The sequence below is a fragment of the Candidatus Nanosynbacter sp. TM7-008 genome (assembly GCF_022828245.2).
Classification (GTDB): domain Bacteria; phylum Patescibacteriota; class Saccharimonadia; order Saccharimonadales; family Saccharimonadaceae; genus Nanosynbacter.
In genome coordinates this window covers 113,920-129,327 of the sequence record NZ_CP157587.1, presented here as the reverse complement: position 1 = coordinate 129,327, position 15,408 = coordinate 113,920, and the positions used below count along the sequence as shown (strand labels likewise).

Below are 15,408 nucleotides of genomic sequence, written 5' to 3'. Positions count from 1 at the left end.
TCCTTAAAAGTCCAAATCTTCCACATTAACCTTAGCGGCATTTGTTTGAATAAAATTTTTCCTCAATTCTACACTATCACCCATAAGCTTCGTAAATATCGCGTCTGCCCGTTCCGCATCCTCAATATTAACCTTCACTAATGTTCGATTTTCTGGATTCATAGTCGTTTCCCATAATTGGGCGGCATCCATCTCACCAAGACCCTTAAATCGCTGTTGTGCCGTGTAGCCTGCCTGCTTAAATTTCTCAGCATTTTCATCAATCTTTACACCAGCGGCCTTGCGCTCATTGATTTTTTCGTTCAATTTTTGCTCGAGGGCTACTTCATCATAGACGTAATCTATCTTACGATTACTGCCAGTTCCTCTACTCAGTCCAAACAGAGGCGGCTTCGCTAGATATACGTGACCCGCTTCAATCACTTCAGACATATATCGGAAGAAGAATGTCATCAAAAGCGTAGAAATGTGCGCACCGTCAACGTCGGCATCTGTCATAAATATAATCTTGTCGTAACGAATGCCGCTAATGTCAAATTGGTCGCCAATTCCAACACCCATAGCCTTAATCAACGAAACAATTTCAGCATTAGCAAACATCTTATCAAACCTTGCGCGCTCCGTATTCAACACCTTACCGCGAAGAGGAAGAACAGCCTGAATAGTTGAATCGCGGCCATCCTTAGCTGAACCCGCAGCAGAATTACCCTCGACAATAAATAATTCACAATCTTTTCGATTACGAGATGAGCAATCCGTCAATTTAGATGGCAAGTTTAAGCCCTCAAATGCTCCCTTACGGATAACGTTGTCGCGCGCAGCCCTTGCCGCCTTACGAGCTCGTGCTGCCAATGTAGCCTTGCCGACAACCTTCTTAGCTGTAGCTGGATTTTCCTCCAAATAATACGCGAAATATTCGCTCATCACCTGATCAACATAGCGACGCATCTCTGGATTACCAAGTTTATTCTTAGTCTGACCCTCAAACTGAGGATCTGGCAATTTCACCAAAATAACCGCCGTCAAACCTTCACGAATGTCATCACCAGTCAGATTATCCTCTTTTTCTTTCAGTAGGCTATTCTTACGAGCATAATCATTAATTACACGCGTGAGAGCTGTTCGAAAACCAACCAAATGAGTACCGCCATCGGGAGTTAAGACGTTATTGGCAAATGGCTTTACCACTTCAGCGTAAGTGTCATTATACTGAACCGCAATTTCCACCATACAATCTTCAACCTGCTTCTCGACGTAAAATATATCGTCCGATAAAACATCCTTTCCGATGTTCAGGTTTTTTACATAACTCTGAATACCGCCCTCAAAGTAGAAAGCTTTCCGCTCGCCAGTTCGCTCATCAATAACCGACGTGTGAATGCCTTTTGTAAGGTACGCCTGATGACGAAGATAATTAACAACCCATTTATAGTCAAAATTAACCGTCTCCTTAAAGATGGTTGGGTCTGGATAAAATGTAATTGTCGTACCAGAACCATCAGACTTTCCGACTACCTCTAATTCTGTCTGAGGCACGCCTGTTGCGTATTCTTGGCGATAGATTTTACCATTCTTTCTAACTTCAGCAATCATCCGCGTAGACAATGCATTCACAACACTAGAACCAACACCGTGAAGTCCAGATGAAACTTTATAGCCACCGCCACCAAACTTACCACCGGCATGTAAGATTGTTAATACCGTCTCCAATGTACTCTTACCTGTCTTTGGGTGTTTATCGACAGGAATGCCACGACCGTCATCAGATACTCGAACGCCGCCATCCTTTAACAAAGTTACTTCGACCTTTGTAGCATAACCAGCGATTGCCTCGTCAATTGAGTTATCGGCAATCTCCTTAATCAAGTGATGTACGCCCTCATATCCCGTACTACCGATGTACATTCCTGGACGCTTACGAACCGGCTCAAGACCCTCTAGGACCTGGATTTGTGAGCCATCATAAGATTGTTCATTTGTTTGTTTAGCCATATCTCCCTCACTATTATCTGAATTATCAGCTCTTTTCAACAACTTTATTATACATCAAAATAGATATATTCTCAAACTATTTACTTTTTCAGCCTGCTTATGCTAAAGTTAGATTAAAGTTATATAACAACAAAAATAAAAGAGGTCAAAATGTTCAAAAAAATTATCTCGCGCCTACCATACAGCCCTTCAATGATCCACAGTTTGGGCTTTTATGCGAAACGCCTACGTAAAGAAGAAGCTACTCGAAAGATCGGGCTTATTTTAACCGCCCTAGCGCTTATTGTGCAGTCTTTCACTGTTTTTTCACCGCCAGAATCAGCCAATGCAGCAGATTCCAGCGACCTAATTTACGGCGGAATTTCTAGCGGTCAGCAATTGATGGCTCATTATGACGCGAACACAAATAATATTCGCGACCTCTATAATCATCTTGGTATTAGCCGTTCTGATTTGGTAGCAGCGACTGGTAATCTTCAGACTTTAAATAGCAATATGGGTACCTATTCATGGGGACTTACGCCTCATTTTGGACCATCAAGAGGTGAAGGTTCATATGTAGTGCGCACATCTCAAGGAGGGGCTCGCACATTCTACTATCGACCTCACAACCTCTGGGGTAGTTTCTCGTACAGAGCATTCGTTGGATATTCAGCCGGGACTGGCTGGTTTGCAATTATGCTTAACTGTGGCAACTTAATCTTAAAATTCGCACCACCGAATCACCATTGTCCGACTGGTCAAGTCGGCACATACCCCGACTGCTCTACTCCACCACAGCCAGTAGCCACGTGTAACGCTCTAGACATAAAGAATAATGGAGACACTTACCAACTTACAGCCAACGCCAGTGCAGCCAACGGTGCTACAATTCAAAAATATGTATACAGTATTTATCGAGGAGACACCCTAGTTAAAACTATAGAAAGCAACGATAAGATTGTATCTTATACAGAGAAAACACCGGGATCATACAAAGTTGTTCTAACAGTAAAAAGCTCGCTAGGCGACAAGACCTCAGACGCCTGCGTAAAGACATTTACTATACCAGAGCCAGCAAGGTGTCCTCAAAACCCTAAATTGTTAAAGGACGATCCTCAATGTCAACCATGTCCAGGCGACTCTACGATATGGATTAACGATAGTCGATGTTCTGCCTCGTTCGTACAGACAAAAACCGCAGTTAATCTCACCCAAAATAACGCCGACGCAACAACTACGGTTGCAAAATCTGGAGATCGAATTACCTACACTCTTTCGGTAAAAAACAAAGGCCTTAAAGAGGAAGAATTTACATTCAAAGATCAAGTCAGCGACCTATTAGAGTATGCCGATATATTCGACGCTGGCGGCGGAACATTGACAGACGATAAAGGCGCTAGTGCGGGCAGCGGCAACGCAAAAGTTCTAGTATGGAACCCTATAAAGATCAAGCCAGGAGAAACCCAGAAGCGCAGCTTTACCATCCAAATAAAGAACAGCATCCCAGCCATGGCTAGCGGTAAAAGTAATCCAATGTCTTATGACTGTAGGATTGATAACACATTTGGCAATACTGTCAGCACAAAAATTGACTGCCCTGCACCGAAAGTTATTGAACAAACCACTTCACAACTGCCAAAAACTGGCGCCAGCGAGAATATGATGTTCGCAGGGATTATTGCAGCCGTGGTCGTATACTTCTACGCTCGATCACGTCAATTAAATAAAGAAGTTAGAATCATTCGGCGAGACATGTCCGCAGGAACTTTATAGGAGGTGAAAAATGAGTGAAAAATTAAAATCTACCGTAGAGAATGCTGTCGACACCAGAGAATTGGCAGACTTAAGCAGAGAAAAAGCGGCTGAGATCGAAAAATCTCTAGAAAAGGCGGTTGAAAAAGAAAAATCAAATGCCGAAAATGAAAATAGCATTAAACATGAAGCTATAGAAATTGCCGCCCGCCAAGAAAAGAGGCAAGAACAAAAAGAATCTAAAGAGATAAAAAAAGATAAACCTCTTACAAAAAAAGATATTGAAGCTTCGTATAAGAAGACTTTGGAGAATGTACAAGACCAACTATCAGCTCCATCCAGAGCCTTCAGTAAGGTCATTCACAACCCAGTCGTCGAAAAGACTAGTGACGCAATTGGCAATACTGTTGCCCGCCCTAACTTAATCATTTCTGGCGCCTTAGGAGCAATAGCTTCTGTTGTCGTGTATTTTATCGCCAAACGATACGGATACCTATTATCAGGATCAGAAACTATTATCTTGTTTGTAGCCGGCTGGTCTATCGGCGCTGTTATTGAGTATGCTCGAGTAGGGTTTATCAACAACAGGAAAAATAGCTAGATAGATGTTGAATCTTATCTCAAGCTAATCATCACTTCACTATCGTCATCATCACCATTGCGTAAATCGAGCCGATTCTTAACTACAGGTTGGCTCGGTTTTACATTTACAGAAGAAACAGGGTTATTATTTGTAGTCATAGACATATTTGGCTTATTAGCGACAGCACTATCTATCACAGAAGGTTGACTTTGCTGTTTATTGCCAAGGTTAGAAGCTGTAGCATTTACGCTATTTATATTAGAAGGCGCATTATCAACCGCCCCTGGGCGACCTTGCGGATTCTGTATTTGCGAGGAAGCCTGTGGGGCTTGCGAATTTACTGGTCTTACAGTTGGGCTAGGAGCGGGCTTTCCTCCTAATTGTTGTCTCTTCGCTAGCCATTCATCCAAGAACGATGACCCACCGCCCGACGATTTTTGACCAACAGAAGACGCTAATTGAGAAGGACTTGTCTTTGGTTGCACACTACCCCTAATCCTGTCAAATATCTCCTTCTCAACAACAGCTCGCGGTCTACCGTATTTCGCAGCAGATAGCCTTACTAACGCATCTCTCAGCTGATTATTAACTTGCCCCATCGGAGGAATCCAATTCATACTAAACGGTGCAGACGGCACGTTATTAATCATCACAGAAGTTATAGATTGGAAGTTTGGCAATTTAGCCAAGTCGTCGACATCGAAAGTCGGCTGAAACTTCTTAACCATCAATTCGGCGTCAGTCACACCGATACGCCCAGAAATAACCGTACCGACGTTACCAATAATTGCTTCTCGTATCTTATCCGTTAACTGCGTCATAAACTGGTTACCCATAATAAGACTCAATTTATACTTACGAGCCTCAGACAAAATAGATTCAAAGCTGTCAGTGGCGAAGTTCTGGAACTCGTCAACATACAGTGAAAAGTCAACTCGCTGATCCTCTGGAATATCCGCCCGAGACATCGCTGCTGCTTGAAACTTCATCACAAAGATAATACCCAAAAGCTTAGAGTTAAGCTCACCCATCTTACCTTTTGACAAATTGACTAGCAAAATCTTATTATTATCCATGATTTCACGCAAATTAAATCCAGATTTGGTCTGACCAATAATATTGCGCATTGCATCGTTGGAAATAAATGGACCAAACTTTGATACAACCCATGAAATAACCTCACCCGCCTCATTTGACCTCTGTGACGCAGGGAATTCCTTTGTCCAGAAATCAATAACTTGCTGATCTTTTACATATTTAAGCTTGCTTTTCACAAATTCAGGATCAATAAGACACTTCGGCACATCAATAAACGTTCCACCAGCAGGATCCGACATCAACAATAAAGCGCAGTTTCTAAAAATATGCTCTAGGCGAGGACCAACAATTCCTGTATGCCCTGGGTCATAAAGTCCATACAGCATATTAATTGCCTCTTGAACCAAAAAATCCTTTTGGTCTGGAGTGTCGAACTCAAACATATTCAACCCAATTGGATTAGTCATATCAGCAGGATTAAAATAGATAATATCCTCAACGCGCTCTTTTGGAACCTTACCCAATAAAGATTCAACCAAGTCACCGTGCGGATCAATAAAGGCGAATCCTCGACCGTCCATCATATCCTGATATGCCATATTCTCTTGCAATACAGACTTACCAACGCCTGTTTGACCAATAATATATACGTGACGACGACGGTCTTTTGTCCCGATTCGAATAGGCTTCTTGACTCCTCGAAATTCGTTATACCCAATCAGCAAACCCTCATCCAAAACGTCTGTTGGTCCATCAACCTGCTTGGACATCTGTCGCTTAACTTGTGAAGTCGGTATCGCGTTAGCTCCAGGTAAATGGAATAACGTTGCCATTTCTACACTGTTGAGAATATTACTACGAGTTTCCTGAGGAAAGAACCTCATAATATAAGCTGTTGTCATTTCCTCAACATTCCTGGTTAAAGAGAACTTAAACCCATTATTACGCGGTGAGTCAAATAACGAGAAGGCTGCTATTATATTTTTTAACAGCACTTGAGAGCGTGCTGCAGTGTTTGACGAAATTACAACACGCACCAAAACTTCATACGCAGGATAGCGAGCTTTTTCGCTGATAGCATCCACTTCAGCCTGCTCTAAAGATGTTAGCTGCTTGTCCTCAGAATTAGAACCACCATCTTTTTCATTATTCTCTGGCGGTTTCCACAGAGCCTCCATAATATCCATAGGAGCAACGCCTCCAAAGCCTTTCTTCTTGCCCTTATTTTTCTTCATACCGTCAATATGAGACTCTGAAGCCTTGGACCAACCGTCATACGCCGGACGTAGTAAAAATTGCACACCTATTCCATCTTCTTTAGATGCCGAAGACAAAGCATTTAATAACGCCCTGGAAGCATCTCTTTTCGACTCCTGATAAGTCGATATTGGATAAACAAAGGACTTTTTCAGGGTGAATTCGCCGCCGATGGTCCCGCTCATCTTACCAACCTTGCTGAATATATTAGTATCAGATACCTCTTCTAGCCGAGCAGAAGGATATGCCGCCGCTACAGCTTGACGAATAACATCAACTAGCACTAGCGGAACAACCGCGTAATAGTGAACTAATCCACCATGCGCAACAATCTCAAACGATATATGACGTTGGCCGTAGACTTTACTTTTGAATCCTTTAGTTGCCGTACTTGAGATAATGTTATACATCACCTGGGCTTGCGACAGCACCTCTTCAGTTAAATCTCGCTCATCTCGATTTGAACTATTGACGTCTTCACTTGTCGGAGGCAAATGTATAAGTAACGGCACCATCTTCAAGCCTCGTTCATAATTTTTGGCTTCCCTCAGCATGTTACGATACAACACAAAAGCTACCGCAGAACCAGCGGCTATAATAACAATCGCGATAAAACTAACTATCAAAGGACCCGCACCCATATAAAACCCTACTTACTACCGTCGTCATCTTGACCTAAAGTCTTATTATATCGTTTTTTTAAATAATCAGCCTGCAGCTGTGCAATAACTCTATTCCTCTCATAAGGATTATCTTTCGTTAAGGCTATAATCTTTTTAACTTTATCCACCCACTCTCTTTCTATCAAGTCTTCATCCGCTGCTACCAGAGGAGTGTCATCATCAGCTACTACCCCTGACTGCTTCGCACTTTGATCGTCGTTTTGAGATTGAGATAAAGGAACTGTTGTAGTATTATCAACAGGCAAAGCCACAGGGATATTGTTATATTGTTCAACCCTAGCACCAAGTGACTGCTCAGACTCTCTTCCGACTTCAGGATTTAATGATGTATTTTCTACATTATACTCACCGCCACCTATATTTTGTGGCTGCACCTCAGGGGTCCTATTAACTTGTGGCAGTTCGGGATTCATAAATATATTGTACCACGTAACTACTTAAAATACACGACTACATTCAGGACGAGATTAGTATCTTTTATGTATAAAAAAACACGCCAGCAACTCAAACACACCAAGTAATAATATCTCAAAAATCCCAACATCTCCCATCGATTGCATACCCACATAAATAACTGGAGCAAGAGAGATTACAGTAGAGTAATAATACGTCTTATACTTAGACTCATTGCGACTATTCTTGAAATTAAAAAATTTCGCAGCTATTCGCTCCGATGTTAAAAATACTACATAAGTTAGACAGATAAATAGTACATACAAACATACAAAAAACGCTAAAATCCCAAACGGACCAGCAGAACTCGGGTTTGTTGCATTCAAAATAACCGCAGTCAAAATCAATGCAACCAACGCTATAAAACTAATTATCTTCATCCCCATACTCACATCATACTATACACGAGAAGCCTGAGCGATAATACTATAGCATATAGACACAAACCATCCGCCGATAAAAAATAACTATTAGGCGCGGGTGCTACTTGCCTATTACCGCTCGAGGCGATTTGACCGCTCCTTAATTAAGGAGCATCCTTGCAGTGTTCCTCTGCATACATCCAGGATTCTCACCGCTAGTCCTTTAACGAGGGTTAACTGGATGTATGCGGTACTAACCGCGCGCTCAACGCTTTTATAAGGCGGAGCATTGGCTGCGTCATTATAAAAATCATGCAGCCAACTGTCCGTCAATTTATACGCAAAATGTAGCTTTATATAAATTTTATTGTTAATGTATTTTTGCTTTTTTATTTTTCTAAAAGCTTAACCTTATACTAGCATAGCCCTATTTAGATGTCAACCATTACTCGTCCAAAAAATATTGTAATTTTCACCTATTTTTTAATGTTGTTAAAATTATCATCTGTTAATTATTCTCCTATCGCTTTATGGTCATATGTGTATTTTACAACAAACTTACCATTTTGAGTATTAGCCAGCACAGATTCTGCTGTCATTTGATAAAGATACCCTCGACTTAGTGACCACCCAATTGCACGACTAACCTATGATTATCTATCATCCAAACATTGCCACAAAAATAGGTTCGTACAGTCAATATCAGACTGACACCTAGCACTCAAATCCGCAATAAAATAATAATCTCTATTCCCCGCTTTATAAAACTCTGTTCACTTTCATTGCCACACTATAGCAAACTTAACAAAATTATTTTTTATATTATTACAAGAACATACAAGCATCCGTATGTATATTAAATCTTATACATCAAAAATGTTATACAACAGTTTTAATTAAAAATTACAAAACGAAAGTATAAAGTTTATTCATAGCACACAAAGCCACCCTTTACACTTCAATAAAAGAGTCCTAGAAAATGTGCGACAATTTAATTTGTCGCACACATAAAAAAGACCATCAAACAAGCACCAGTCTTCTAGTATACAACTTCATAGTAAAAGCTGTTAGAAAAATAGTTGCAAAAATTAGAAAGAAGATTATAAAAATGTGTGGTATTTTTTACTAAACTTTTTACAAAAATATTGTTGACATAAGCATTTATATAGCTTATTATAGGGGTAGCTTCTGAATAAAAAAGTTATACAGAGGCCAAAAATAAAAAGAAATTGTAAAACTCCACTTTTTTGAAAACAACCACTACTCGCAGGTGGTTGTTTTTCTATATTAAAGATAAATTCTACTCTTTAGCATAAATAAAGTCAGCGATAAGGCTGACTTTTAATTTAATCTATCTGGTGGAGCTGCCGGGTACTGCCCCCGGGTCCAACTGGTATCACAGCATTCGTCTACGAGCATAGGCTTATCTAAATTTATTTAATAACGCTACTCGGATTTAAAATAAACCAAGAAAACCGAGTTCCGTTACGTAGTAAAAGTCCTATATATTCGCTACTTCCGAATATATAGCAAGCAACATAGATATAGCACCCTTAGATATTGACTGTTGCCACAATACAAGGATGATCGCTAAAAATTAGGCAGCGATTGGCGCAAAGGCCATCTTAGGAGCGAAAGCGCTCGCTACGAATGACTTTGCTTTTGCAACAAAGTTTGCATCTAAAAACATACGTTACGCGTATCGTCGGCTCGCAGAATGTCATGATAAGGTCCAATTGTCGAAAGCTATATCAGCCCCACATATCGATTCATATTATACCCTGATCTCATTCAAAAATCTACATGCTTATGTTTTAATAGATTCATGATTAGTAGAGTTATTTCAGCTACACCCTACGGATTTAGTGGACAAATCATCGAAGTTGAGGGAGATATGTCAAAAGGGCTTCCTAGCTTACAAATTGTCGGAATGGGCAATAAGGCCATCGATGAGTCCAGAGATCGAGTACGTAGTGCAATAAAAAACTCTTCCCTAGATTTTCCAAAAGGAAAAATAATCATCAACTTAGCACCGGCAGAGTTACCAAAAGACGGATCTCATTTCGATCTTCCCATCGCCTTATCTATCTTATGCATCAACGGCGTACTCAACCAAAGCGACGTAAGTAATGCGGTTTTTGCAGGTGAATTGGCACTAGACGGTAGTCTACGCCCAATACGATCAGCGATTATTACAGCCGAAGTAGCCAAAAACCAAAAAATTAAATCGGTATACGTGCCAGCCCAAAACGCCGAACAGGCAGCGCTAGTGACTGGAGTTGATGTATTTCCAGTAAAAAACCTAAAATCACTCTTCTTACACCTCAAAAAAGAAAAGATTATTAAGCCAATAGACAGATCATCAATAAAAAATATATCTCGCAATCATAAAAATACTCCAACCATTGACGACATCTACGGACAAGAACAAGCAAAGAGAGCTGTTCAAATAGCAGTTGCCGGAAGACATAATATTTTATTGTCCGGCCCTCCAGGATCAGGAAAAACTATGTTAGCAAAATCTTTGAAGAATCTATTACCAGCCCTATCAGAGGATGAAATAGTAGAAGTGACAAAACTTCACAGTCTTGGAGAACACACTATAATAAACAATCCCATAGTAGACAGGCCATTCAGATCACCACACCACACCGCAAGTAGAGCGTCTATTATTGGCGGAGGATCGAAAGTGCAGCCAGGAGAAATCAGTTTAGCCCATAGAGGTGTCCTATTTCTTGATGAGTTACTCGAATATCCGCGCACTATACTTGAATCACTTCGTCAACCCTTAGAGGATCACGAAATTACCGTCAGTCGTGCAAACGGTAAATTCAACTTCCCTGCCAATTTCTTATTAGTAGCCACAATGAATCCTTGTCCTTGTGGATTTCTTGGAGACCCAGAAAAAACTTGCGTATGTTCACAAAATCAGATTCTCAATTATCAAAAAAGATTATCGGGACCGCTACTTGATCGAATAGACCTAACAGTATCGGTTTCACGAGTCCCCCATGAAAAATTATTAAATGATAAAATGTCGACAAAATCACAACAAGAGACATTTTTATCCGAGATACATAAAGCCTACTCTATTCAGAGAGACAGATATAAGTGTAGTTATAAATACAACAATGACATTCCAAGTAGTAACGTTGATAAAATTACATCAATCTCAGAATCTGCAAAAACCTTCTTGACGAACGCAGCCAGAAAACTAGATTTAAGCACTCGCAGCTATTTTAAAGTTATAAAAGTTTCTCGCACTATCGCAGATTTAGAAGGATCCACATCCATAGAAATTCCACATATAGCAGAAAGCCTACAATACAGACAGATTAACATAGGTTAATTATTATCCTTGAAAATAACAAACATCTCTGTTACAATAGCAACTGAGTTAATCTAAAATTGCTTCAAAAAGGAGAGCCAGAGATTAATAAATCAATCCGTATCAACGGAGCAATCCGTGCAAGAGAACTGCGGATAATTGGTCCTGATGGCGAGCAGCTAGGAATCATGTCACTTAAAGAGGCTTTAAATAAGGCCAACGACATGAATCTTGACCTAGTTGAAATATCACCGGGAGCCAATCCGCCAGTTGCTAAAATCATTGACTGGGGTAAATACCAGTACCAAAAAATGAAGGATCAACAGAAGAATCGGCGCCAAGCCAAATCTGGAGACCTAAAGCAGATGCGCTTTGGTCTAAAGATAGGAGCTGGAGACCTAGAGGTTAAGCTGAAGAAGATCCGTAAGTTTTTGGAGGGAGGACATAAAGTCCGCATACAAGTGGTCTATAAAGGTCGTGAAATGGCCCATAAAGAGATCGGCTACGAATTGATTGACAAAATCATGGAGCACCTTAGTGAGGATGCAATATTAGAGCAAAAACCTCAGATGGCTGGTCGCAATCTGAGCGTAGTAATAAGGAGTAAATAATGCCAAAGCTAAAGACCCACAAAGGCACTGCGAAGCGTATCAAGCTGACCAGCACCGGAAAATTGACCCGCCAGCGCGCATTTGGCGGCCACTTGTTGGCTAAAAAGTCAAAAAGTCGTAAGCGCGCAATCAACACAACAGCAACAGTAACTGGTTCGATGGCTAAGAACGCCCGTCGAGCAATGGGAGTATAGTTATGCGAGTAAAACGAGGAGTTGCCGCACGCGCTAAGCACAAAAAAATCTTGAAAGCAGCTGAGGGAATGCAACATAATCGCACCAGAAGTTTTCGTCTTGCAAAACAAGGTGTTATTAGAGCTCTACAGTACGCCTACCGCGATCGCCGAAACAAGAAGCGCGATCTACGCGGTCTATGGATTACCCGAATCAATGCAGCTGCTCGACAAGAAGGCGCAACTTACGGCAAACTTATAGCTTCTATGAAATCTAAAAACATTGAGATTGATAGAAAAATATTAGCAGAATTGGCAGTTAACGAGCCAAAAGCTTTCGCTGAAATAGTAAAAGCAAGTCTATAATAGGACAAATCTACCAATATAAAACACCCTGACATTATGCAGGGTGTTTTATTCATAGTCTGCCTATAAGCCGGGTTCTGTCTAGGGCAATCATCTATCTAGTTTGCTTGTTGCCAAACAAATCAAGCGGTTATCGATCTGCGGACGGATAATCCTATTTGCAAATCTCCTTGCAGCCGACAGGGTTTACCTCTCGTCTATGTCACCATAGACGACTGTGGGCTCTTACCCCACTCGTTTCACCTTTTCCCTCGTATATAAAATACGAAGGTAGTTTCGTTTCTGTGGCACTTTCCCTAGAGTTGCCTCCGGTCGCCGTTAACGACTGTCGTATCCTTCGCTGCCCGGACTTTCCTCTTAAGTATACCTTAAGCGATTACCTAACAGACTACATGATATATTATAGCACTAAACCCTAGACTTGTCTGTGGGCGCTAGATATTCCCCGCATAAATGCAAGGTGGGTGCTCGCAACTTATTGCCACGACAATAAATCATTAAAGCTCCCGATTGTATGATGTTAGGAAAATCATACGCGCCCACGGATAAATCCAGGGTCTGCCTATATTATACACCAAATATGTTCATAAATACACGCAAAATCGCCTGAATACAGCCCGACATAACCTGCCCAATTACATCAGAAAACAGCACAACTATAATCATAACCAAAAGAACGCCGTTTTGCTCAATTTTTTGCATAACATTCCTGACGCTATTTGGTGCTACGGCGTATAATATTCTAGATCCGTCCAGGGGCGGAATTGGTAACATATTAAAAACAAAAAAGCCCAGGTTCACCGATACAGCAGTAGAAATAATCAGTCCAAATATCGTAGACTGTACTGCCCCAACATTATTAATAACGCCGCTAAACACTCCGACGCCAAACGTAATAAAGGCGATTATTAAATTAGTAATTGGACCAGAAAAGGCAACAAGGGCTGCTCCCCAATCGCCAAAACGGACTCTATTTGGATTAAATGGAACAGGCTTAGCCCCTCCGAAAACTGGAGCATGTAACACCACCATAATCAAGGGAAGCAAAAGAGTCATCACTGGATCGATATGTCTTATGGGATTAAGTGTCAACCTCCCCTCTTCTTTTGCGGTATTATCGCCCAATGCATATCCCATAAAAGCATGCATAGCCTCGTGAATGGTCATAGATAATAATATAACAATCAAAACTACTATTATTTCTAAAATCATAAGTGTTATTATAGCATCAATACACGATCTTGACTAATTACACAAATGCCGCTACAATAATAAGGATTGTTATTAATAATAAAGTAAAGAGAGTGGAAATGGCATCACGATGTGATTTAACAGGCAAAGGCAAGCAGTATGGCAACAACGTCAGCTTCTCCCTGCGCCGCACTAAGCGTGTTTTCAAACCAAACCTTCAGAAGAAGACTTTTGTTGTTGACGGTCAAAAAATTACCATGACTTTAAGTACAAAAGCTATTCGCACCCTGAAGAAAAAAGGTATTTTGAGTGCAGCTACTAATAAGTAATCGCTAAATCAAATTTTAATAAAATAGCTCCGATTGCGTTATCGGAGCTATTTTTAATTCAATGAGAAGACTCTAACTTTTCGATATTTGAACAACCGTTAAATTATCTGGCAGATCCGTTATTTTCTTTAGCTTCCACTTTGGACCAGCCTCAACAACTGGAGCTCCTAGATTTTTTACAAACTCATCCACACCATCCTGTGGAACTTCATAATGCAAAGTAGTGTCATTGTAATGCACCGGGATCACCACCTTAGGGTCCAATTGACGAATTATTGAAGTTGCTCCTATTGCGTCTAACGTATATCCATTTCCACCGACAGGTAATATTGCAAAATCAACAACACCTATATTTTCGAGCTGATCATCAGTTAGTTTATTCTCAATGTTACCAACAACCACTCCCTTAGCTTCACCAATCGTAATTTTATATATTGTAGATTTTTTAACATCATCCGCAGTGTCGATGTGTCGGCGCGCCGGAATTCCTAATAATGAGATGTCTCCGACTTCATATTCACCTGGGCCCGAAAATAGTAGTCTTGGTGTAGAATCCACAACAGCAAATCGATCCTCCGTGACCACCTCTACATCATTATCCACAGGAACATTTTTTCCTCCGACAATCTCTAAGTTCGGATCAAATACCACACGAAGTTTCTTTGTAGTAATAATAACAGCATTTGCTCCTTTATACTCTATTTCAAACATACCTACTCCTTTCTCATTATATTTTCCGCATCTACTAATACAGAGTGCTTATTTCTTACAATATCCATTATAAATCTATCTTTGACACTCATCCTATAGTAGAAATCATCATAAGATATTACGGCATAATTTATCTCTATTTTTCTATCTTTTTCGATTTTTTTAACAAGATTTTTTATAGTTACGGCAGACATATCATCACCAACCAATAGCAAATCAACAGCAGAGCTTGATCCGACTACTAATTTCCCCGAAATAATAGCCAATTTTAATCCTCTCATCCTCCCTAAGGAATCTTTCCAGGAAACACCACCCGCAGCACCCGCGCCACCTTCTGTATTTTTATCTGAGAATATAGCTGCAAGTGGCTTAATATACGGATAATCATCATTTACGCTATAGTACAGTTTATTATCAATAGCATCCTGCTGTACTATACCGACAGACACCATATTAGCTAGCTCTCGACGGACAGAGTTTATCTGCTCGTCAATCATCCTAGTAATTTCCCTCACATAAAATGACTTTTCTGGATTATTCAGAAAAAGATGTAATAATTTTACCCTAGTTTTTGAACCAAATAATGAATCAATCATTG

At 40.5% G+C, this 15,408-nt stretch carries 14 protein-coding genes and 2 other RNA genes; 7 read left to right on the top strand and 9 right to left on the bottom strand.

Annotation, left to right across the window (positions count from 1 at the left end):
• Window positions 1–3: 3 nt before the first annotated feature.
• On the bottom strand, window positions 4–1,992 hold the full coding sequence (locus LRM48_RS00685; RefSeq protein ID WP_243812045.1) for a DNA gyrase/topoisomerase IV subunit B: 1,989 nt from the start codon (window positions 1,990–1,992) through the stop codon (window positions 4–6).
• Between the two features lie 150 nt (window positions 1,993–2,142).
• On the opposite strand from LRM48_RS00685, the gene LRM48_RS00680 reads away from it, so the two are divergent.
• Both LRM48_RS00680 and LRM48_RS00675 read left to right on the top strand, forming a co-directional pair.
• Window positions 2,143–3,747 (top strand): hypothetical protein, encoded by a 1,605-nt coding sequence (locus LRM48_RS00680; RefSeq protein ID WP_243812046.1) that lies wholly within the window; start codon window positions 2,143–2,145, stop codon window positions 3,745–3,747.
• Window positions 3,748–3,757: 10 nt separating this feature from the next.
• Window positions 3,758–4,327: a hypothetical protein gene (locus tag LRM48_RS00675; RefSeq protein WP_243812047.1), complete on the top strand. Its 570-nt coding sequence runs from the start codon at window positions 3,758–3,760 to the stop codon at window positions 4,325–4,327.
• Window positions 4,328–4,341: 14 nt separating this feature from the next.
• On the opposite strand, the gene LRM48_RS00670 is transcribed toward LRM48_RS00675, so the two are convergent.
• From LRM48_RS00670 to ssrA, 4 genes are all read right to left on the bottom strand, one after another.
• Complete coding sequence (locus LRM48_RS00670) at window positions 4,342–7,245, bottom strand: type IV secretory system conjugative DNA transfer family protein (protein WP_243812048.1); 2,904 nt, start codon at window positions 7,243–7,245, stop codon at window positions 4,342–4,344.
• 8 nt (window positions 7,246–7,253) lie between these two features.
• Window positions 7,254–7,700, bottom strand: coding sequence for a hypothetical protein (locus LRM48_RS00665; protein ID WP_243812049.1), 447 nt, complete (start codon window positions 7,698–7,700; stop codon window positions 7,254–7,256).
• A gap of 54 nt (window positions 7,701–7,754) precedes the next feature.
• Window positions 7,755–8,126, bottom strand: coding sequence for a hypothetical protein (locus LRM48_RS00660; RefSeq protein ID WP_146423691.1), 372 nt, complete (start codon window positions 8,124–8,126; stop codon window positions 7,755–7,757).
• Between the two features lie 1,332 nt (window positions 8,127–9,458).
• Window positions 9,459–9,861: a transfer-messenger RNA gene (gene ssrA, locus LRM48_RS00655) on the bottom strand.
• Window positions 9,862–9,927: 66 nt separating this feature from the next.
• Here ssrA and LRM48_RS00650 point away from each other — a divergent pair.
• Genes LRM48_RS00650 through rplT form a run of 4 tightly spaced genes read left to right on the top strand, consistent with a single transcriptional unit; the run spans window position 9,928 to window position 12,579 of the window.
• The gene (locus tag LRM48_RS00650) at window positions 9,928–11,451 is read left to right on the top strand and encodes a YifB family Mg chelatase-like AAA ATPase (RefSeq protein ID WP_243812050.1); all 1,524 of its coding nucleotides are present in this window, start codon (window positions 9,928–9,930) and stop codon (window positions 11,449–11,451) included.
• Window positions 11,452–11,510: 59 nt separating this feature from the next.
• On the top strand, window positions 11,511–12,041 hold the full coding sequence (gene infC, locus LRM48_RS00645; protein WP_243812051.1) for a translation initiation factor IF-3: 531 nt from the start codon (window positions 11,511–11,513) through the stop codon (window positions 12,039–12,041).
• Window positions 12,041–12,235, top strand: a complete 195-nt coding sequence (gene rpmI, locus LRM48_RS00640) for a 50S ribosomal protein L35 (RefSeq protein WP_129743559.1) — start codon at window positions 12,041–12,043, stop codon at window positions 12,233–12,235. The genes infC and rpmI overlap by 1 nt, the downstream gene beginning before the upstream one ends.
• Window positions 12,236–12,237: 2 nt before the next feature.
• On the top strand, window positions 12,238–12,579 hold the full coding sequence (gene rplT / locus LRM48_RS00635; RefSeq protein ID WP_243812052.1) for a 50S ribosomal protein L20: 342 nt from the start codon (window positions 12,238–12,240) through the stop codon (window positions 12,577–12,579).
• A gap of 50 nt (window positions 12,580–12,629) precedes the next feature.
• Here the strand turns inward: rplT and rnpB are convergent.
• Together rnpB and LRM48_RS00625 are read right to left on the bottom strand one after the other, a co-directional pair.
• Window positions 12,630–12,971: RNase P RNA component class A (rnpB, locus tag LRM48_RS00630), an RNA gene on the bottom strand.
• A gap of 175 nt (window positions 12,972–13,146) precedes the next feature.
• A complete protein-coding gene (locus LRM48_RS00625) occupies window positions 13,147–13,791 on the bottom strand; it encodes a site-2 protease family protein (RefSeq protein WP_243812053.1) in 645 nt (214 codons plus the stop codon).
• 98 nt (window positions 13,792–13,889) lie between these two features.
• On the opposite strand from LRM48_RS00625, the gene rpmB reads away from it, so the two are divergent.
• Complete coding sequence (rpmB, locus tag LRM48_RS00620; RefSeq protein WP_146423687.1) at window positions 13,890–14,099, top strand: 50S ribosomal protein L28; 210 nt, start codon at window positions 13,890–13,892, stop codon at window positions 14,097–14,099.
• A 72-nt stretch (window positions 14,100–14,171) separates the two neighbouring features.
• Here the strand turns inward: rpmB and LRM48_RS00615 are convergent, their stop codons facing one another.
• Window positions 14,172–14,810, bottom strand: coding sequence for an MBL fold metallo-hydrolase (locus LRM48_RS00615; protein WP_243812054.1), 639 nt, complete (start codon window positions 14,808–14,810; stop codon window positions 14,172–14,174).
• A gap of 2 nt (window positions 14,811–14,812) precedes the next feature.
• On the bottom strand, window positions 14,813–15,406 hold the full coding sequence (locus tag LRM48_RS00610) for a hypothetical protein (RefSeq protein WP_243812055.1): 594 nt from the start codon (window positions 15,404–15,406) through the stop codon (window positions 14,813–14,815).
• Between the last annotated feature and the right edge of the window lie 2 nt (window positions 15,407–15,408).